Here is a 16,587-nt window from a genome sequence, read left to right as displayed (position 1 = left end):
ATACCGCGCTCGGGGGCTCCCCGAACGGGCCCACATGAGAGGGTGCGCGCGCTGGGGCGCTAAGGTGGGTGTGAGCTGGTGAGAGGCCCAGAGGTCATCTGGTGTGCGTCGAATGCCAGGGGAAAAGAACGGCGAGAGCAGAGCGCGCACGGTGGGCGCGCTGGCTGTGCACCCGTGGCGGCGGCCGGGTCACTCGAAGGCCATGATCTCCTCGTAGCATGCGTCGTAAGCCTCCTGGCAGGAGACATCGGGGTTGTCGTTCATGCACGCGACGAGATCGTCCGCTGCATCTCGGTTGAGGGGGTTCATCTGAGCCGCGCACTTGGCGGGGTCGAACGTGCCAGCGTCGCAGAAGTCGGAGATGGTGTCGCAGATCTCGTCGGCCTGGTGCGGGCACGCGTTGGCGTACGTGCGGTTCATGCACGCTTGAACGGGATCCACATCGCACGCCCGCTCCACGCCGATGTCGCTCAGGCAGTCCACGAGGTCCGCGGCGTGACCCGGGGAGAAGACGGCGAAGCCGTGCTTGCAGAGCCCGTAGCCGATCGGGTCCTCGTCGCGGTTCGCGCCGCACTGGCTCGTCGCCCCCTGCGCAGGCGAGATGTTGAGCTCGTCACAGGCCGCGACCGTGAGGTTACCGTCCGACGCCTCGATGCAGGCGTCGCTGCCGCCGGTGCCGCCCTGGCCGCCGTCGCCGCCGGTGCCGCCGTCGCCGCCGGTGCCGCCCTGGCCGCCGGTGCCGCCCTGGCCGCCGTCGCCGCCGTCGCCGCCGCTGCTCGTGGACCCGTGGGTGACGCCGGGGCCGACCGTCTGGTCCACCTCGTTGTCGGTGTCCTCCGTGGTCACGACGCAGCCGGTGTAGATGGCGGGCAAGATAAAGGTAAGCGCGAGGAAAGAATGGCGATGGCGAGCAAGCATGGTCACGTTGCCTCCTACAATGTCAGGGAAGAGTTCCACGGCCTGGTGCGTTCGACTGAACCTGGGGCTCCCCTATTCCCCTCGCAATCCTGCTCTTCGGCCTGGTCCAGCCGTCCGACGCCGACGCTCCGGGGGGTGCACCTCCGCCGTCGACGGCTCAGGCCGCCGTCGACGGCTTGTTTCAGCTGTATTTCGTCAGTGTCAAGAACAGAACTCAGCCTCGTGTTCGTCCGTCCGCCTGCCCGGGCACCAGGCTCGGCGTGCCCGGAGCCCCCCGACGTCCGTTCAGGAGGATCTGAAAAGCTGCTCAGCCCGCGGGGACGCGCGAAACAAACTGAAAGGGAGCGGAAGGATCGCGCTTGCGTACCGCGCCTCCCGCTGGTAATCACCGCGCTCCGTTTTCCCGGGCGATCGGGTGTCCTCCCGGTCTCCCAGTAGAAGAGCCGTAACGGCGCTTCGATCCCAGCTCCGCTCCTTCGGCCGCCGCGGGAACCCCCCCGGTGACGCGAAGGGGGCCCACGTCGATGGACGTCGAGCTGGGACCGGAAGCGTACGACGGTGCAACCGGTTCGCAGCGAACCGAAACCCGGTACGGAGTAACTCCGCCCGCCGGTGTCGCGAGGTGTCTCGAATGGTAAGCAAAGCCAGTGCGATGTTTTCGCGGATCGCCCCGCGCAAGGCTCGCATGATCGCCGATCTCGTTCGAGGTCGCGACGCGGACGAGGCGATCCAGCTGCTCTCGTTCACGCAGAAGAGCGGAGCCCCCGTCCTGCGGAAGATCATCGAGAGCGCGGTCGCGAACGCCCAGCAGGCGGGCGCCGACATCGACGCGCTCTTCATCAGCAAGGCCACCGTCGACAAGGGGCCGAACAAGTTCAACCGCCGCTGGCGGCCGCGCGCGATGGGCCGTGCGACCCGGATCACCAAGGGCGTGTCGCACATCGTCATCGAAGTCGACGAGAGAAAGTAAGTAGAGGACCTGCCGATATGGGACAAAAGACCCATCCGTATGGCTTCCGCGTCGGTGTCATCAAGACGTGGAGCAGCAAGTGGTACGAGGACGGCGCTGCGTATCAGAAGTGGCTCCACCAGGACATCCGCATCAAGCGCGCGATCAAGCAGTACCTCTACAACGCCAACATCGCCGGCGTGGAGATCGAGCGCGCCGCGAACCGCGCGAAGGTGATCGTCTTCACCGCCCGCCCCGGCATGGTGATCGGCAAGGGCGGCAAGGGCATCGAGACGCTGAAGAGCGGGAACGTCGGCACCGCGTCCAAGGGTGAGACGCTCTTCCCCGGCGTGTCGTCGTTCACCGACAACGAGGTGTTCATCGACGTGCAGGAGGTCCGGAAGGCCGAGACCAACGCGCAGCTCGTCGCCGAGAACATCGCGACGCAGCTCGAGCGCCGGATCGCGTTCCGCCGGGCGATGAAGAAGGCGGTGGCCACCGCGATGAAGTTCGGCGCGAAGGGCATCCGCGTGCGCTGCGCCGGCAGGCTCGGTGGCAGCGAGATGAGCCGCGTCGAGACCTACCGCGAGGGCCGGGTGCCGCTGCACACGCTCCGCGCCGACATCGAGTTCGGCCTGGCCGAGGCGAAGACGAAGGTCGGCATCATCGGCGTGAAGGTCTGGATGTTCAAGGGCGAGGTCCTGCAGCGTAAGGCGCGCCGGATCCAGTAGAGGGATTGCAGAATGCTGTCTCCGAAGCGAACCAAGTTCCGCAAGATGCAGAAGGGGAACAACCGCGGCCTCGCCATGACGGGCAGCGACGTCTCCTTCGGCGACTTTGCGCTCCAGTGCGTCGAGCCTGCCCGCGTCACCTCGCGGCAGATCGAGGCGGCTCGTATGGCGATCCAGCGGCACGTGAAGCGCGCGGGCAAGCTCTGGATCCGCATCTTCCCGGACCGTCCGGTGACGAAGAAGCCGCTCGAGGTCCGCATGGGTGGGGGCAAGGGCGCGCCCGAGGAGTGGTGCGCGCTCGTGCAGCCGGGCCGCGTGATGTACGAGATCAGCGGCGTGAGCGAGGAGACTGCGAAGGAGGCGTTCCGCCTCGCGTCGCACAAGCTCCCGATGCAGTGCAAGTTCCTCGCCCGCGGGCTGACGTGAGGTAGGCGATGAAGGCGAAGGATTTGCGTGAACGCACCACCGAGCACCTGCGCGAGCTCGAGAAGTCTCTGGCGGCGGGCCTGTTCGAGGCGCGGTTCAAGAATTTCACGAATCGGCTGAACGACACGGCGACGATCCGCAAGTCGAAGCGGGATCTCGCGCGGGTGAAGACGATCCTCACGCAGCGCGCGCGTGCCGAGGAGAAGGCGTAGCCATGGCGAAGAAGAAGGCAGAGACCCAGCAGCCGGCCGCTGCGGCGCCCGAGCTGGCAGCCGCGGCGCCTGCGCAGGCCGAGACCGAGGCGAAGGCGCACGGCTTCCGGCGCAAGCTGGTCGGCAAGGTGACCAGCGACAAGATGAACAAGACGGTCACCGTCGAGGTCATCCGGAACGCGCTCGACCCTGTGTACAAAAAGTACGTCCGTCAGCGGGAGCGCTACAAGGCGCACGACGAGACGAACCAGTACAAGGTGGGCGATCGCGTCGAGATCACGGAGCACAGGCCGATCTCCCGCGACAAGCGGTGGCTCGTGACCAAGCTCGTTGCCCGCCCGGTGGAGGAGTAGCGCCATGATCCAGGTGTCGACGCATCTCGAGGTCGCGGACAACTCCGGCGCCCGAATCGTGAAGTGCATCAAGGTGCTCGGCGGCTCGCGCCGCAAGTACGCCGCTCTCGGCGACGTCATCGTCGTCTCGATCAAGGAGGCGTTGCCGGGCACCAAGGTGAAGAAGGGCGAGACGGCGCGCGCCGTCGTCGTCCGCACCGCCCGGGAGTACCAGCGCTCGGACGGCAGCTACATCAAGTTCGACGGGAACAGCGCGGTCCTCATCAACAAGGAGAAGGAGCCGATCGGTACCCGTATCTTCGGGCCGGTCGCTCGTGAGCTCCGCGCGAAGAAGTTCATGAAGATCATCTCTCTCGCTCCGGAGGTCCTCTGATGAAGCGCCTCAGGGTCGGTGACCTCGTGCAGGTCATCAGCGGCAAGGAGGAGGGGAAGCAGGGCCGGATCACCAAGATCCTCGCTGACGAGGATCGCGTGGTCGTGGAAGGCCTGAACACGGTGACCCGCCACCAGCGGCCCACGCCGCGCAATCAGGAGGGTGGGAAGATCACCAAGGAGGCGCCGATTCACGCCTCGAATGTCATGCCGGTCGATCCGGCGACGGGCAAGCCGACGCGCGTGAAGGTCCGCGTCGGTGAGGACGGCAAGAAGACGCGCGTCGGCAAGAGCGGCAGCGCGATCGGTGTGGGCTAGCCATGGCGGACAAGAAGGACAAGGACAAGGCGGCCAAGGACGCCGGCAAGGGCAAGGACAAGGACAAGCCCAAGCCGCAGCAGGCCAAGCCGCAGGCGCCCGCCAAGAGCAAGGAAGCCAAGGGCGCGAAGGCCAAGGGCGCCGACGCCGAGGCCTCCGGGCCGGCCGAGGAGCGCCCGCGCGACCCGAACTATGCGCCGCGGCTTCGCACGCACTACAGGAAGAGCGTGACGGCCGCGCTCGCGAAGAAGTTCGGCTACAAGAACCCGATGATGGTGCCCCGCCTGCAGAAGGTGGTCATCAACATGGGTCTCGGCGCCGCGGTGCAGAACCCGAAGATCATCGACTCCGCCGTCGAGGACATGCGGGCGATCTCCGGCCAGAAGCCGGTGGTGACCCGGGCCCGGAAGTCGATCGCGACCTTCAAGCTGCGCGAGAACCTGCCCATCGGGGTGATGGTGACCCTGCGTGCCGAGCGGATGTGGGAGTTCGTGGATCGCCTGATCGCGTTCTCTCTGCCGCGTGTTCGCGACTTCAAGGGCGTGAGCCCGAAGGGGTTCGACGGCAAGGGCAACTTCACGATGGGCCTGCGCGAGCAGATCATCTTCCCCGAGATCGACTACGACAAGATCGATGTCGTGAAGGGGCTCAACATCTCGTTCGTGACCACGGCGAAGACGGACGAAGAAGGACGCGCGCTCCTGACCGAGCTTGGCATCCCGTTCCGGCATTGAGGGATTTTCGATGGCCCGTGCAAAAGAGTTTGCGAAGCTGAACCGTCCGCCGAAGTTTTCTACGCGGCACAAGAACCGTTGCAAGGTGTGCGGGCGCGCGCGCGCTTACTACCGCGACTTCGAGCTCTGCCGCGTCTGCCTTCGGTTGTTCGCGCTCCGTGGTGAGCTCCCTGGTGTGATCAAGGCCAGCTGGTGATTCTATGATGACCGATCCCATCGCCGACATGCTGACCCGCATTCGCAACGCGGCGCTCGCGCGGCACGACCGGACCGAGGTCCCCGCGAGCCGCATCAAGGCCGCGGTCGCGGAGATCCTCAAGTCCGAGGGCTTCATCGCCGACGTGCGCGAGACCGAGGGCGAGGGTCCCAAGAAGCTCACGATCGTGCTCAAGTACGGGCGCGATCGACAGAGCGCGATCGACGGCGTGCGCCGCGTCTCCCGCCCCGGGCGCCGCGTGTACGTGCGTCACGACAGGATCCCGCGCGTGTTCAGCGGGCTCGGGATCTCGATCCTGAGCACGTCCCGCGGGCTCATGAGCGACAGGGATGCGCGCCGCCTCAAGATGGGTGGCGAGCTGATCTGCGAGGTGTGGTGATGGAAGCTCAGGCGAACGCAGCCCAGCCCGCGAACGGTGACAGCCGGCTCGCTCCGAAGACGTCGCGCGTTGGCAAGCGCCCGATCGACCTGCCGAAGGGGGTCACCGCGACTGTCAACGGCCGGAAGATCGACGTCAAGGGTCCGAAGGGCCAGCTCTCCCGCGCGATCACCGACAAGGTGGACATCAAGCTCGAGGGCAGCAAGCTGCACGTGAGCTCGGTGGCGCCTGGGCGCGACGGGTCGCGCCTCCAGGGCCTCACGCGGGCGCTCGTGGCCGCGATGGTGAAGGGCGTCGCCGAGGGCTACGAGCGGACGCTCGAGCTCAAGGGGACCGGCTATCGCGTCGAGCTCAAGGGCACGACGCTGAACTTCGCCCTCGGCTTCTCCCACCCGGTGACGTTCCCGGTGCCGACGGGGCTCACGGCGACGATCCCGGCGGACTCGAAGGGCACCGTCCTGGTCCTGACGGGCGCGGACAAGGAGCTCATCGGGCAGACGGCCGCGACGATCCGTGGCTTCAGGCCGCCGGAGCCGTACGGCGGCAAGGGCGTCCGATACCGCGGCGAGCGCGTGCGGGAGAAGGCTGGCAAGGCCGGCAAGGGCGGCAAGAAGTAAAGGCGAGCGGCGGCGTGTACGCCGCTGCACCGAGGGACGAGACGGTCATGGGCATGAAAATCGTCGGTCGGGAGCGCCGGAAGCTCCGCATCCGCAAGAAGGTCGAGGGGACGCCGGAGCGCCCGCGCCTCAGCGTCTTCCGCAGCTCGAAGCACATTTACGCGCAGGTCATCGACGACGTGAGCGGCAAGACCCTCGCCCACGCTTCGACTCTGTCGAAGGACCTCAAGGGCTCCCTCGACGAGGACAACAAGGTCGAGGCGGCGAAGAAGGTCGGGGCTCTGATCGCGAGGATCTGCAAGGACAGGCAGATCGACAAGGTCGTCTTCGACCGCAACGGCTATCTGTATCATGGGCGCGTCAGCGCCCTCGCCCAGGCGGCGCGCGAGGCAGGTCTCGATTTCTGACTCCCACAGCCGCTGCCCTGATGGTGAGGGCGGCGGGCGCGGTCAACTGCCGCGGCGGAGAACGTGATAGAGGACGGTTATGGCGTTCGATCATGTCGACGAAGAGAAGCTGAAAGAGCGAGTCATCCACATCAACCGCGTCGCCAAGGTCGTCAAGGGCGGCCGGCGCTTCAGCTTCTCGGCGCTGGTCGTGGTGGGCGACGAAGCGGGGCACGTGGGCATCGGCCTGGGCAAGGCCAACGAGGTGCCGGAGGCCATCCGCAAGGGGAACGATCAGGCTCGCAAGAACCTGTTCCGCATTCCCCTGGACGGCGTGACCATCCCGCACGACTCGTTCGGCCACGTCGGGGCGGGCAAGGTCCTGCTCAAGCCGGCCAGCCCTGGGACGGGCGTCATCGCCGGCGGCGCGGTGCGCGCCGTCGTCGAGTCGGCGGGGATTCACGACGTGCTGTCGAAGTCGCTCGGCACGAGCAACCCGCACAACGTCGTGCACGCGACCGTCGCGGCGCTCCGTGGGCTCAAGAGCCCGGAGAGCGTCGCCGGCAAGCGGTCGATGCAGCTCGACTCGCTCGACTACCAGCGCCGCGGTAGCACGAACACCGCGGGTCGACGGCGCGCGAGCGTGGCGCCGCCCCCCGGGAAGCCGGGCGGCGGCGGTGGTGCACCGAGCGGCGGCGCTGAAGGAGGCTCGCAGTGAAGCTCCGGGTACGTCAGAGGGCCAGCAACATCGGCCAGGTCGAGCACACCCGCAAGATCATCAAGGGGCTCGGCCTGCGTGGGCCGGGGTCCGAGGTGGTCGTCGCGAACACGCCCTCGTTCCGTGGCATGGTGAAGAAGGTCCTCCACCTCGTCGAGGTCGAGGAGGTCGCCGACGGAGCGACCTCGTCGAAAGCCTGAGAAGCGAGATCGTCATTCCAGCGGAGTCGCCGCGTACGGAAGTGTGAAACATGGACATTCTTTCTAAGCTCCAAGCCCCTGAAGGCGCCGTAACCAAGAGGCTCCGCGTTGGCCGTGGCGTGGGGTCGGGCGTCGGCAAGACGTCTGGCCGCGGACAAAAAGGGCAGAAGGCGCGGGCCGGCGGCAACATCAACAAGAAGCACTTTCAGGGCGGGCAGACGCCGATCCAGCGTCGCCTCCCGAAGCGTGGCTTCCGCAACCCGCTCGCGGACATCGTCGTCAACGTCAACGTCGGCGACCTCGAGGCGTTCGACAATGGCGCCCAGGTCGATCTGATCGCGCTCCACGAGCGCCGCCTCGTGCAGGGGCGGTTCGACGTGCTGAAGATCCTCGGCGACGGTGAGCTCACGAAGAAGCTCACGGTGACGGCGCACCGCTTCTCCAAGGGAGCGGTCGAGAAGATCGAGAAGGCGGGGGGCAAGGCGGTCGTGCTCGCGGCGCCTGCACCCCAGGGCAACTCGACGGACTCCTCGTCCTCGTAGTCAGCGCGCACGCGCACCCACCAAGCCGGAGTCCAGGATCGCCTATGGCCAGCCTCGCGGGAATCACCAACTTCCACAAGATCCCCGAGCTCCGGCGACGCGTGATCTTCACCCTGGTGATGCTCGCGGTCTACCGGGTTGGCGTCTTCGTGACGACGCCCGGCGTCGACCGGAACGCGATGCGGCAGTACGTCGCGAAGCAGTCCGGCGGGCTCCTGAGCTTCTTCAACATGTTCTCGGGCGGCGCGCTGGAGAACCTGTCGATCTTCGCGCTCGGGATCATGCCGTACATCTCGGCCTCGATCATCATGCAGCTCATGGGCATGGTCTACAAGCCCATCGACGAGCTGCGGAAAGAGGGCGAGCAGGGTCGCCGGCGGATCGATCAGTACACGCGGTACGGCACGGTCGCGCTCTCGCTGTTCCAGGCCTTCTCGATCGCGAAGATGCTCGAGGGCCTGTCGAGCAGCGAGACCGGGGCCGGGATCGTGAACCACCCCGGCATCGGCTTTCAGCTGATGACGGTCATCACGCTGACGACCGGGACCGCGTTCCTGATGTGGATCGGCGAGCAGATCACGGAGCGCGGCGTCTCGAACGGCGTCTCGCTCCTGATCTTCGCGAGCATCGTCACGCGCATCCCGGAGGAGGTCGGCAACTACTTCGCCCAGAACGCCGGTGATCTCCAGCCCCTGACGATGGCCGCGATCGTCGCGTTCATCGTGTTCGTCATCGCCGTCATCGCGTTCTTCGAGAACGGCAGGCGTCAGATCCCGATCGTGTACTCGCGGCGCCAGGTCGGTCGCCGCGTCTACGGCGGGCAGACGGCGCACCTGCCGCTGAAGGTGAACACGTCCGGGACCATCCCCCCCATCTTCGCGTCGTCGCTGCTGATGTTCCCGCAGACGCTCGCGAACATGAACGTCCCCGGGGCCGAGCAGATTCAGGCGATCATCAACCGGGGGGACTGGGTCTTCAACACCGGCTACGCGCTGCTCATCGTCTTCTTCTGCTTCTTCTACACGAACGTCACGTTCCAGCCGGTGGACGTCGCGGAGAACCTGAAGAAGCAACAGGCAAATATCCCCGGGATCAGGCCAGGAAAGCAGACGGCGGACTACATTCACCGCGTGATCCAGCGGATCACCGTGGGCGGCGCGCTCTATGTCGCCGCGGTGTGCGTGGTGCCCTCGATCGTCGGCAACCTGCTGCGTGTCCCCTTCGGCTTCGGAGGCACGTCGCTCATGATCGTCGTCGGCGTCGCGCTCGACACCGTGAACCAGCTGGAGGCGCACCTGATCACGCGGAGCTACGAGGGGCTGACGGGCCCCGGTGCCACCCGCATCCGGGGCCGCAGGCTCCCGGAAGCGTGATGGAGGGCAAATGATCTTGGTTCTGGTGGGGCCTCCTGGAGCTGGGAAGGGTACGCAGGCGAAGCTGCTGTGCGCACGCTTCGGCATCCCGCAAATCTCGACCGGCGACATGCTGCGCGAGGCAAAGCGATCGGGGACCTTGGAGAAGCGCTATCTGGACATCATGGACTCTGGCGGACTCCTGCCGGATGAGGCCGTCATCGGCCTCATCGCGCGCAGGACGGTCGAGCCCGACTGCAGCGATGGTTTCCTGCTGGACGGATTTCCCAGGACTGTGCCTCAGGCGGACGCGCTCGACGAGCTCCTGGCCAACCAGGACGGCAGGCGGATTGATGCGGTGATCCAGCTGGACGTGGGCCGTCCCCTGCTCGAGGAACGCCTGATCCATCGCCGAACTGACAAACGCAGTGGACAGATATATCATCTCGTCTATAATCCGCCGCCCCCCGGTGCGGAGCTAGAGCATCGGGCCGATGATCGGCCCGAGGCTGTTGCAAAGCGTCTCGACGCCTATGAGGCGATGACGGCCGCCCTTCTTCCGTTCTACGAGCAGAAGAAGCTGCTGCATCGCGTCGATGGAGTCGGGAGGCCTGAAGAAGTGACGCACAGGGTGCTGTCGGCGATTGGCCGGCCGGGCTCGGGTGGAGAATGAGGCGTAAGAATCAGACCAGACCGCCGAAGGAACCGAAGGGCGACAAGCTCGAGTTCGACGGCGTGGTTCAAGAGGCCTTGCCGAACGCCATGTTTCGCGTGAAGGCGGACAACGGCCTCGGCGTCCTCGCGACCATCAGCGGCCGGATGCGGCAGTACTACATCAAGATCCTGCCGGGCGACCGCGTGACCGTCGAGGTCTCGCCGTATGACCCGAGCCGAGGCCGGATCACGTACCGGCACAAGTAACGTAGTTTTTGAGGAATCTGGAGGCTCCCCGTGAAGGTGCGCCCGAGCGTCAAGAAGATCTGCGACAAGTGCAAGGTGGTCCGGCGGCGTGGTGTCGTTCGAATCATCTGCGAGAACCCCCGCCACAAGCAGCGCCAGGGGAACTAGCTCTTTCGGCGGTAGCCCGCCCTCGTTTCGGTTTGGAGTAACCATGGCTCGTATCGCTGGTGTCGATCTCCCGCGTCGGAAGCATGTCGCCTACGCCCTGCCGTACCTGTTCGGCATCGGGCGGACTCTCGCCTTGCAAATCTGCGAGAAGACCAACATTCCGCAGAACAAGCGGGTCGAGGAGCTCAGCGACGCTGAGGTGAAGGCGATCCGCGACCTCCTGGACGCCGAGTACAAGGTCGAGGGCGACCTGCGGCGCGAGGTGCAGCTCAACATCAAGCGGCTCATGGACCTCGGCTGCTACCGGGGGCTCCGCCACCGGCGCGGGCTCCCGGCGAACGGGCAGAGGACGCATACGAACGCGCGCACCCGGAAGGGACCGCGCAAGGGCATGTTGCAGCGGCGTCCTGCCGCGACCAAGTGACGAGCGGGGATTAGGACGCCATGGCGCAAGCGAAGACGGCTGCCACTACCACGAAGGCCAAGCAGAAGAAGAAGGTCAAGAAGAATGTCTCCGCGGGTATCGCGCACATTCAGTCGACCTTCAACAACACGGTCGTGACGATCACGGACATCAACGGCAACGCGATTGCGTGGTCGTCCGCTGGCGCTCGCGGCTTCAAGGGATCGCGCAAGTCGACGCCGTTCGCCGCGCAGCTCGCGGCGGAAGAGGCGGCGCGCCGGGCGCAGGAGCACGGGATGCGCTCGGTCGCCGTGTTCGTGAAGGGGCCGGGGGCCGGACGCGAGAGCGCGCTCCGTGCGCTCCAGACCGCTGGCTTCAAGGTGACGCTGATCCGTGACGTCACGCCGATCCCCCACAACGGTTGCCGGCCGCCCAAGCGGCGCAGGGTTTGAGGTAATTCACGATGGCTCGCTACATTGGTCCGGTCTGCAAGCTCTGCCGCCGCGAGGGGATGAAGCTCTACCTCAAGGGCGAGCGGTGCTACTCCGAGAAGTGCGCGTACACGCGGCGCCCGTATCCCCCCGGCCAGCACGGCCAGGGGCGCATCAAGCTGAGCGAGTACGCGGTGCGCCTGCGCGAGAAGCAAAAGGTGCGTCGCATCTACGGCGTGCTCGAGCGGCAGTTCAGCGGGTATTTCCAGGAGGCCAACCGGCGCAAGGGCCGGACGGGCGAGGAGATGCTCGGGCTGCTGGAGCGGCGGCTCGACAACGTAGTGCACCGGATGGGCTTCGGCTCGTCCCGCGCCGAGGCGCGCCAGCTCGTCCGGCACGGGCACGTGCACGTGAACGGCAAGCGGCTGGACATCCCGAGCTACGTCGTTCGGGCGGGTGACCGGGTCGAGCTCACCGAGGGGGCGCGCAAGTTCAAGAGCGTCCTCGCCTCCGTCGGCGGCGCGGACAAGCGCCCGGTCGCGAGCTGGATCGACGTGGACCGCGCGGCGTTCACCGGCGCGATCAAGGGCGCGCCGATCCGCGAGGATCTCAACGAGCCGGAGATCCGCGAGCAGCTCGTCGTCGAGTACTACTCGCGCTGATCGCGCGAGGGCGGCGCGGAGGAGGGCGGCGTCGCGAGCGCACCTTGCAGGGTGCGCTCGATCGCTGCGGGCTCCCCTCGGCGCCGCTGTCCCGCGCTCGCGCGCGGGGGCATGGAGCCTAGGATGCGGGCAGGAGGCGGCGCCGATCGGTCGAGTGCGGCCGCGGCGTGAGACCTCCGCGCAAACCTCATGAAGGAAGGAGATCGCCATGACGATGAACAACCCGAACCTCACGATGATCGCCCGTAACTGGCGCGATCTGATCCGGCCCAAGGGCATCTCGATCGACGCGGACAGCGGGACCCAGTTCTACGCCAAGTTCACGTGTGAGCCCCTGGAGCGCGGCTTCGGGATCACGATCGGCAACTCGCTGCGCCGCGTGCTGCTCTCCTCCCTCCAGGGGGCGGCCGCGACGGCCATCCGCATCGAGGGCGCGCTGCACGAGTTCACCACCGTGCCGGACGTGGTCGAGGACGTCAGCGACATCATCCTCAACGTGAAGGAGGTCGTCTTCAAGGCGGCCACCCCGAAGACGTACTCGGTGCGGATCGATCGCGAGGGGCCCGGGCCCGTGTACGCGCGCGACATCCAGCTGGTCGAGGGCCTGTCGGTGCTCAACCCCGACCACCTCATCGCCGTGCTCGACAAGAAGGGCCCGCTCTCGATGGAGCTCACGGTCAACGTGGGCCGCGGCTACGTGCCCGCCGAGCGCAACAAGACGCCGACCATGCCGATCGGGACCATCCCGATCGACGCGCTGTTCTCGCCGATCCGCAAGGTGAACTACACCGTGCAGAACGCCCGCGTCGGGCAGGTGACCGATTACGACAAGCTCACGCTCGAGGTCTGGACCAACGGGTCCGTCTCGCCGGCGGACGCGGTCGCCTTCGCCGCGAAGATCCTCAAGGAGCAGCTCTCCATCTGGGTCAACTTCGAGGAGAGCGAGGAGACGAGCTACCAGGCGGTGATGAGCGACGACGAGCCGCTCAACGAGAACCTGTTCCGCTCCGTCGAGGAGCTCGAGCTGAGCGTCCGCTCTGCGAACTGCTTGCAGAACGCGAACATCACGCTCATCGGCGAGCTCGTGCAGCGGACCGAGCAGGACATGCTCAAGACCAAGAACTTCGGTCGCAAGTCGCTGAAGGAAATCAAAGAGATCCTCGCGAACATGGGGCTCTCGCTCGGGATGAAGATCGACAACTGGCCGCAGCTCCTCGAGCGCTGGAAGGCGCAGCAGGCGCAGGCGTGAGTCGGTACTGAGGGAACGTCATGCGTCACAAGAAAGCGGGCAGGCAGTTTGGTCGGGATACCTCCAGCCGCAGGGCGATGCTTCGCAACCTGACGGCGAACCTGATCACCCACGAGCGGATCGAGACGACCGACGCCAAGGCGAAGGAGCTGCGGCGCGTGGCCGAGCGGCTCATCACCAAGGCGACGCGGCTCGGCAAGGTCGCGTACACCGCGCACGGGGAGCTCAGCCCCGGCGACAGAGCGCGCCGGCTCCACGCTGAGCGGCTCGTGGGCAGCTACATCCCTCGCTGGGGGGTCGCGACCGACGGCAAGAAGGTCGACATCATCGCGAAGGTGATGATCGATCTCTCGAAGCGCTTCGAGGGGCGGCCGGGCGGCTACACGCGGATCATCAAGCTCGGTCCGCGCCGCGGTGACTGCGCGCAGATGAGCCTCATCGAGTTCATCGACGCGCCGCCGGTCGCGGACGCGCCTGCGCAGGCCGCCGAGCCGGTCGCCGCGGCGGAGCCGGCCACCCCGGCGACGACCGCCGGCTGAGCCCGGAGACAGGCCGGCGCCGCGTGGCGCTGGCACAGTCGCAGACAGCACGCCGGGAGAGCGCTCAGCTCGCCCGGCGTTTCTGCGTTGTGAGCCCGGCCGGCGCTCAGGGGCCGACCGCTGCGTGGGCCTGGTGCGCGCGACGGCTCAGCGGTCGCGCGGGTCGGCTGCAGGGGCGTCGTCGCTCCGCGGTTCCGCCTCCTCGATAGGCTGTGCCGGCAGGTCGGGGTCCGCCCTCGAGGCGGCGGCCGGGGCCGGCTCGGGAGACGTCTGGGGCTGCGGAGGAGCGGCGCTGTCCTGTCTTCGGGGCGGCGCCGAGGCAGGCGGCGATGCGGTCGGCTGCGGAGGGGGCGGCGCCGAGGCAGGTGATGCGGTCGGCTGCGGAGGGGACGGCGCCGAGGCAGGAGACGCCGGCGGGGGCGGAGAAACGGTGCCGGCTTGCTCTCGAGCGCGCGACGGAGCGCTCCGTCGCCGGGCGATGAAGAACATCGAGAGCACCGCGGCGAGACCTACCGCTCCCGCGGCGATGTGGCGGTTCGTCTGGCTCTTCCGCTCCGCGACCTTGTCCCCGAGGGAGGCGAGCGCCGCCCTCGCGCCGGCGTTGGAGGGGTCGAGCTCGATCGCACGCTCCAGCACGAACTTGTCCGGCGTGCCGCGCTCGATGAGGAGCGCGCCCTCGAGGTAAGCGATCTCCGCTTCGATCTTCCTCGCGCGCTCGCCTGGCGCGTCGAGGCGCAGCGCCTTGCGCAGCATGGCGAGCGCGTCGTCGCGCCGCTCGGCAGACAGCGATCGCGCCCGCTCCACGTAGGCGTCCACCATCTCCTTGCGGCGCTCGAAGAGCGGCGCGCGGGCGAGCACCTTGTCGAACGCGTCGGTCGCCTCGGCGGGCTTGCCCGCGCTCGCCGCAGCGACGCCCTCGTCCATCAACTTGTATACCTCCGCGAGGCGCGCGCGATCGTACGTCCCGAAGAGCTCGCGCGCGACACGGTCCCACGACCACTCGCGCGGCGGCTTCGCGCCGGTGAGGTCCAGGTAGGCGTCGCGGAGCTGCCAGATGCCGGGCTCGCCGATCGCGGAGATCGCCTCCCGCGCGGCGTCGCGCAGCCGCGCGCGGTCGCTGTTGCAGAAGCTCAGGATCACGCGCACGGCGTCCACGTCCCGGACGCGGCCGTAGGCGCGGAGGACGTCGGCCAGGATCTGCGTGTCATTCGACGCGATCGCCTCGCCGGGGATCGCCCGGCCGAGCAGGTCGAGCTGCTTGTTGGCCCACCGCTGGACGATCTTGGCGTCGTGCTGGCGCGCCTCGATCAGCGCGGGGACCGCCTTGTCGCGCAGCTTGGCCACCTGCCGCTGGAGATCGATGCGGAGCAGCTCGCCGAAATAGGCGTGCAGCGCGATGAGCTCGCGGACCGCAGGCGTCGTGCCCGCAGCGACGAGCATCCGCTCCATCGCGAGCAGCTTGACGACATCGCGCCACGCGCTGTCCCGCGGCCGCGCCACGGCCAGCATGAAATCCAGCCAGTCCCCCTCGTCCTTCTCGTCGTCAGCGCCCTTCTTGGCGCTCTGGTCGGCCTTGATGTCCTTCTTTGCGCCCTTCGCGTCGCCGGCGTCCTTCTTTGCGCCCTGGTCGGCCTTCGCGTCTTTCTTCGCGTCACCGGCGCTCTTCTTTGCGTCACCGGCGCCCTTCTTTGCGTCGCCAGCGCCCTTCTTCGCGCCCTTGTCGGCCTTCGCGTCTGCAGTCTTCTTCTTGTTGCCGTCGCGCTCGTCCTCCCCCTTCTCGCCCTTCATCGCCTTGCGGCCTTCTCTGCGCGCGTCCGCGAGCACGCGAGGCGCCGCGTCCCGATCGAGCGAGCCGCGGATGTCCTGAACGCGCAGCCGCACCGCATCGACGATGCCAGGGATCGGCTCATCGAGGGCCGCGCGGGCGTTCTCCCGCGAGCGCGCGTCCTCCGACGTGAGCTGGTCGAGTATCCGGTCGAGCTCGCGGACCGCGGCGATGTCAGGCTCCGGGCGGGCGATCGGGGCGAGGCGCGGGAGCTCAGGGAGCGCGGAGGAGGCCGGCGCGGAAGTGCCCGCGTCGCGCTCGCCGGCGGCGCGCGCCGGAGGCGTCGCGAGCGGCGCCGCTGCGAGCAGGCCAATCAGGACGAGCCACGCGCACGCCGGCCTGCGTCGCTGCGCCGATCGCGCGCCTGCACCCCTCGGATCCGACGAGCTGCGTGCCAAGCGCCTCAATCCGTGATGCGAAAGTCGAAGAAATCGCCGGAGAAGCCCCGCCACCGGACGTCGACGCGCTCGACCCGCGCGGCGCTCGGGCCGCGGTTCGCCCAGGCGATGAGCTCCTTCAGCTCGTCCTCCTCCCCCTCGGCGAGGACCTCGACGCTGCCGTCGGAGCGGTTCTTCACCCAGCCGGTGAGGCCGAGCCGCTTGGCCTCGCGCTGCGTGGAGGCACGAAAGAAGACGCCCTGGACGCGACCGCGGACGAACAGCTGAACCTGTTTGAGCCCCATGGAACCAGCTTGACTTAGCCGCGCGTTCCGGGGGAGGCAACTTCAGGCAGCACCTGGGAGCCACGGGCAGTTCGCCCGCGCCATTCTTCGTACGGACGGCGCGGGCGACCTGAATCCGTGCCGCGCCCCACGACGCGCGCGCGTCGTCCGTGCCTCCCGCCGCGCATTGACAGAGCAGACGCGCTTGATAGAGTCGCCGCCCGATCGGCAAGCACAGCCCGCCGATCGAGCGACATGAACGTGAGGGGCGCCGGTTGCGAGGCGAGCCCTCTTCCCTCTGGCGACCCGCCGACTTCGACGACAT

General features: G+C 67.6%; 26 protein-coding genes and 1 pseudogene. 24 read left to right on the top strand and 3 right to left on the bottom strand.

Annotated elements, in window-relative coordinates:
- Nucleotides 1-189: 189 nt before the first annotated feature.
- Entirely contained in the window at nt 190-918 is a 729-nt protein-coding gene (locus WMF12_RS41565) for a hypothetical protein (protein WP_437748111.1), read from the bottom strand.
- Nucleotides 919-1,549: 631 nt separating this feature from the next.
- Here WMF12_RS41565 and rplV point away from each other — a divergent pair.
- The 24 genes and pseudogenes from rplV to rplQ all read left to right on the top strand — a co-directional run bounded on the left by rplV (nt 1,550) and on the right by rplQ (nt 13,776).
- The gene (gene rplV / locus WMF12_RS41560) at nt 1,550-1,888 is read left to right on the top strand and encodes a 50S ribosomal protein L22 (protein ID WP_012240567.1); all 339 of its coding nucleotides are present in this window, start codon (nt 1,550-1,552) and stop codon (nt 1,886-1,888) included.
- A 17-nt stretch (nt 1,889-1,905) separates the two neighbouring features.
- Nucleotides 1,906-2,598, top strand: coding sequence for a 30S ribosomal protein S3 (rpsC, locus tag WMF12_RS41555; protein ID WP_061609597.1), 693 nt, complete (start codon nt 1,906-1,908; stop codon nt 2,596-2,598).
- Nucleotides 2,599-2,610: 12 nt separating this feature from the next.
- Nucleotides 2,611-3,024 (top strand): 50S ribosomal protein L16, encoded by a 414-nt coding sequence (gene rplP / locus WMF12_RS41550; protein ID WP_012240565.1) that lies wholly within the window; start codon nt 2,611-2,613, stop codon nt 3,022-3,024.
- Between the two features lie 8 nt (nt 3,025-3,032).
- Nucleotides 3,033-3,236 carry a 50S ribosomal protein L29 gene (rpmC, locus tag WMF12_RS41545; RefSeq protein ID WP_272102120.1) on the top strand — a complete coding sequence of 68 codons (204 nt, stop codon included), beginning with the start codon at nt 3,033-3,035 and terminating at the stop codon, nt 3,234-3,236.
- A 53-nt stretch (nt 3,237-3,289) separates the two neighbouring features.
- Nucleotides 3,290-3,589: a 30S ribosomal protein S17 gene (gene rpsQ, locus WMF12_RS41540; RefSeq protein WP_272102908.1), complete on the top strand. Its 300-nt coding sequence runs from the start codon at nt 3,290-3,292 to the stop codon at nt 3,587-3,589.
- A 4-nt stretch (nt 3,590-3,593) separates the two neighbouring features.
- On the top strand, nt 3,594-3,962 hold the full coding sequence (rplN, locus tag WMF12_RS41535) for a 50S ribosomal protein L14 (protein WP_012240562.1): 369 nt from the start codon (nt 3,594-3,596) through the stop codon (nt 3,960-3,962).
- Complete coding sequence (gene rplX, locus WMF12_RS41530; RefSeq protein ID WP_272102121.1) at nt 3,962-4,279, top strand: 50S ribosomal protein L24; 318 nt, start codon at nt 3,962-3,964, stop codon at nt 4,277-4,279. The genes rplN and rplX overlap by 1 nt, the downstream gene beginning before the upstream one ends.
- 2 nt (nt 4,280-4,281) lie before the next feature.
- Nucleotides 4,282-5,013, top strand: coding sequence for a 50S ribosomal protein L5 (gene rplE / locus WMF12_RS41525; protein WP_437854189.1), 732 nt, complete (start codon nt 4,282-4,284; stop codon nt 5,011-5,013).
- Between the two features lie 10 nt (nt 5,014-5,023).
- Nucleotides 5,024-5,209 (top strand): type Z 30S ribosomal protein S14, encoded by a 186-nt coding sequence (locus WMF12_RS41520; RefSeq protein WP_012240559.1) that lies wholly within the window; start codon nt 5,024-5,026, stop codon nt 5,207-5,209.
- Nucleotides 5,210-5,213: 4 nt separating this feature from the next.
- On the top strand, nt 5,214-5,609 hold the full coding sequence (gene rpsH / locus WMF12_RS41515; RefSeq protein ID WP_012240558.1) for a 30S ribosomal protein S8: 396 nt from the start codon (nt 5,214-5,216) through the stop codon (nt 5,607-5,609).
- Entirely contained in the window at nt 5,609-6,226 is a 618-nt protein-coding gene (gene rplF / locus WMF12_RS41510) for a 50S ribosomal protein L6 (protein WP_437277607.1), read from the top strand. The genes rpsH and rplF overlap by 1 nt, the downstream gene beginning before the upstream one ends.
- A gap of 47 nt (nt 6,227-6,273) precedes the next feature.
- A complete protein-coding gene (gene rplR / locus WMF12_RS41505) occupies nt 6,274-6,633 on the top strand; it encodes a 50S ribosomal protein L18 (RefSeq protein WP_437712555.1) in 360 nt (119 codons plus the stop codon).
- A gap of 79 nt (nt 6,634-6,712) precedes the next feature.
- Nucleotides 6,713-7,192, top strand: a pseudogene (gene rpsE / locus WMF12_RS41500) (30S ribosomal protein S5); the annotation flags it as partial.
- A 134-nt stretch (nt 7,193-7,326) separates the two neighbouring features.
- Nucleotides 7,327-7,530, top strand: coding sequence for a 50S ribosomal protein L30 (gene rpmD, locus WMF12_RS41495; RefSeq protein ID WP_437742267.1), 204 nt, complete (start codon nt 7,327-7,329; stop codon nt 7,528-7,530).
- A 50-nt stretch (nt 7,531-7,580) separates the two neighbouring features.
- Entirely contained in the window at nt 7,581-8,072 is a 492-nt protein-coding gene (gene rplO / locus WMF12_RS41490) for a 50S ribosomal protein L15 (RefSeq protein ID WP_437742266.1), read from the top strand.
- A gap of 44 nt (nt 8,073-8,116) precedes the next feature.
- Nucleotides 8,117-9,445 (top strand): preprotein translocase subunit SecY, encoded by a 1,329-nt coding sequence (secY, locus tag WMF12_RS41485; protein WP_437742265.1) that lies wholly within the window; start codon nt 8,117-8,119, stop codon nt 9,443-9,445.
- A gap of 10 nt (nt 9,446-9,455) precedes the next feature.
- Nucleotides 9,456-10,097, top strand: a complete 642-nt coding sequence (locus WMF12_RS41480) for an adenylate kinase (RefSeq protein ID WP_437854186.1) — start codon at nt 9,456-9,458, stop codon at nt 10,095-10,097.
- Complete coding sequence (infA, locus tag WMF12_RS41475) at nt 10,094-10,345, top strand: translation initiation factor IF-1 (RefSeq protein ID WP_012240550.1); 252 nt, start codon at nt 10,094-10,096, stop codon at nt 10,343-10,345. Before WMF12_RS41480 ends, infA begins: the two co-directional genes overlap by 4 nt.
- Before the next feature lie 30 nt (nt 10,346-10,375).
- Complete coding sequence (gene rpmJ / locus WMF12_RS41470; RefSeq protein ID WP_012240549.1) at nt 10,376-10,492, top strand: 50S ribosomal protein L36; 117 nt, start codon at nt 10,376-10,378, stop codon at nt 10,490-10,492.
- Nucleotides 10,493-10,535: 43 nt separating this feature from the next.
- Nucleotides 10,536-10,916 carry a 30S ribosomal protein S13 gene (gene rpsM / locus WMF12_RS41465; RefSeq protein WP_012240548.1) on the top strand — a complete coding sequence of 127 codons (381 nt, stop codon included), beginning with the start codon at nt 10,536-10,538 and terminating at the stop codon, nt 10,914-10,916.
- Between the two features lie 20 nt (nt 10,917-10,936).
- The gene (gene rpsK, locus WMF12_RS41460; protein ID WP_012240547.1) at nt 10,937-11,347 is read left to right on the top strand and encodes a 30S ribosomal protein S11; all 411 of its coding nucleotides are present in this window, start codon (nt 10,937-10,939) and stop codon (nt 11,345-11,347) included.
- 11 nt (nt 11,348-11,358) lie between these two features.
- Entirely contained in the window at nt 11,359-11,988 is a 630-nt protein-coding gene (gene rpsD, locus WMF12_RS41455) for a 30S ribosomal protein S4 (protein WP_272102129.1), read from the top strand.
- A gap of 208 nt (nt 11,989-12,196) precedes the next feature.
- The gene (locus WMF12_RS41450; RefSeq protein ID WP_437546523.1) at nt 12,197-13,237 is read left to right on the top strand and encodes a DNA-directed RNA polymerase subunit alpha; all 1,041 of its coding nucleotides are present in this window, start codon (nt 12,197-12,199) and stop codon (nt 13,235-13,237) included.
- Nucleotides 13,238-13,257: 20 nt separating this feature from the next.
- Nucleotides 13,258-13,776, top strand: a complete 519-nt coding sequence (gene rplQ, locus WMF12_RS41445; RefSeq protein ID WP_012240544.1) for a 50S ribosomal protein L17 — start codon at nt 13,258-13,260, stop codon at nt 13,774-13,776.
- A 147-nt stretch (nt 13,777-13,923) separates the two neighbouring features.
- Here rplQ and WMF12_RS41440 read toward each other — a convergent pair whose 3' ends face one another.
- Nucleotides 13,924-15,999 (bottom strand): hypothetical protein, encoded by a 2,076-nt coding sequence (locus WMF12_RS41440; RefSeq protein WP_437854183.1) that lies wholly within the window; start codon nt 15,997-15,999, stop codon nt 13,924-13,926.
- A gap of 5 nt (nt 16,000-16,004) precedes the next feature.
- On the bottom strand, nt 16,005-16,283 hold the full coding sequence (gene yccX, locus WMF12_RS41435; protein WP_012240542.1) for an acylphosphatase: 279 nt from the start codon (nt 16,281-16,283) through the stop codon (nt 16,005-16,007).
- Nucleotides 16,284-16,587 lie beyond the last annotated feature (304 nt).

This window comes from Sorangium sp. So ce363 (assembly GCF_051520435.1).
Taxonomy (GTDB): domain Bacteria; phylum Myxococcota_A; class Polyangia; order Polyangiales; family Polyangiaceae; genus Sorangium; species Sorangium cellulosum_B.
This window is presented reverse-complemented; position numbering and strand designations above follow the sequence as displayed.

Excerpts from the sequence above, each read along its gene's own strand:
- WMF12_RS41565 (WP_437748111.1), bottom strand. The coding sequence starts at position 918 with ATGCTTGCTCGCCATCGCCATTCTTTCCTCGCGCTTACCTTTATCTTG.
- rplV (WP_012240567.1), top strand. The coding sequence starts at position 1,550 with ATGGTAAGCAAAGCCAGTGCGATGTTTTCGCGGATCGCCCCGCGCAAG.
- rpsC (WP_061609597.1), top strand. The coding sequence starts at position 1,906 with ATGGGACAAAAGACCCATCCGTATGGCTTCCGCGTCGGTGTCATCAAG.
- rplP (WP_012240565.1), top strand. The coding sequence starts at position 2,611 with ATGCTGTCTCCGAAGCGAACCAAGTTCCGCAAGATGCAGAAGGGGAAC.
- rpmC (WP_272102120.1), top strand. The coding sequence starts at position 3,033 with ATGAAGGCGAAGGATTTGCGTGAACGCACCACCGAGCACCTGCGCGAG.
- rplN (WP_012240562.1), top strand. The coding sequence starts at position 3,594 with ATGATCCAGGTGTCGACGCATCTCGAGGTCGCGGACAACTCCGGCGCC.
- rplX (WP_272102121.1), top strand. The coding sequence starts at position 3,962 with ATGAAGCGCCTCAGGGTCGGTGACCTCGTGCAGGTCATCAGCGGCAAG.
- rplE (WP_437854189.1), top strand. The coding sequence starts at position 4,282 with ATGGCGGACAAGAAGGACAAGGACAAGGCGGCCAAGGACGCCGGCAAG.
- WMF12_RS41520 (WP_012240559.1), top strand. The coding sequence starts at position 5,024 with ATGGCCCGTGCAAAAGAGTTTGCGAAGCTGAACCGTCCGCCGAAGTTT.
- rpsH (WP_012240558.1), top strand. The coding sequence starts at position 5,214 with ATGATGACCGATCCCATCGCCGACATGCTGACCCGCATTCGCAACGCG.
- rplF (WP_437277607.1), top strand. The coding sequence starts at position 5,609 with ATGGAAGCTCAGGCGAACGCAGCCCAGCCCGCGAACGGTGACAGCCGG.
- rplR (WP_437712555.1), top strand. The coding sequence starts at position 6,274 with ATGGGCATGAAAATCGTCGGTCGGGAGCGCCGGAAGCTCCGCATCCGC.
- rplO (WP_437742266.1), top strand. The coding sequence starts at position 7,581 with ATGGACATTCTTTCTAAGCTCCAAGCCCCTGAAGGCGCCGTAACCAAG.
- secY (WP_437742265.1), top strand. The coding sequence starts at position 8,117 with ATGGCCAGCCTCGCGGGAATCACCAACTTCCACAAGATCCCCGAGCTC.
- WMF12_RS41480 (WP_437854186.1), top strand. The coding sequence starts at position 9,456 with ATGATCTTGGTTCTGGTGGGGCCTCCTGGAGCTGGGAAGGGTACGCAG.
- infA (WP_012240550.1), top strand. The coding sequence starts at position 10,094 with ATGAGGCGTAAGAATCAGACCAGACCGCCGAAGGAACCGAAGGGCGAC.
- rpsM (WP_012240548.1), top strand. The coding sequence starts at position 10,536 with ATGGCTCGTATCGCTGGTGTCGATCTCCCGCGTCGGAAGCATGTCGCC.
- rpsK (WP_012240547.1), top strand. The coding sequence starts at position 10,937 with ATGGCGCAAGCGAAGACGGCTGCCACTACCACGAAGGCCAAGCAGAAG.
- rpsD (WP_272102129.1), top strand. The coding sequence starts at position 11,359 with ATGGCTCGCTACATTGGTCCGGTCTGCAAGCTCTGCCGCCGCGAGGGG.
- WMF12_RS41450 (WP_437546523.1), top strand. The coding sequence starts at position 12,197 with ATGACGATGAACAACCCGAACCTCACGATGATCGCCCGTAACTGGCGC.
- rplQ (WP_012240544.1), top strand. The coding sequence starts at position 13,258 with ATGCGTCACAAGAAAGCGGGCAGGCAGTTTGGTCGGGATACCTCCAGC.
- yccX (WP_012240542.1), bottom strand. The coding sequence starts at position 16,283 with ATGGGGCTCAAACAGGTTCAGCTGTTCGTCCGCGGTCGCGTCCAGGGC.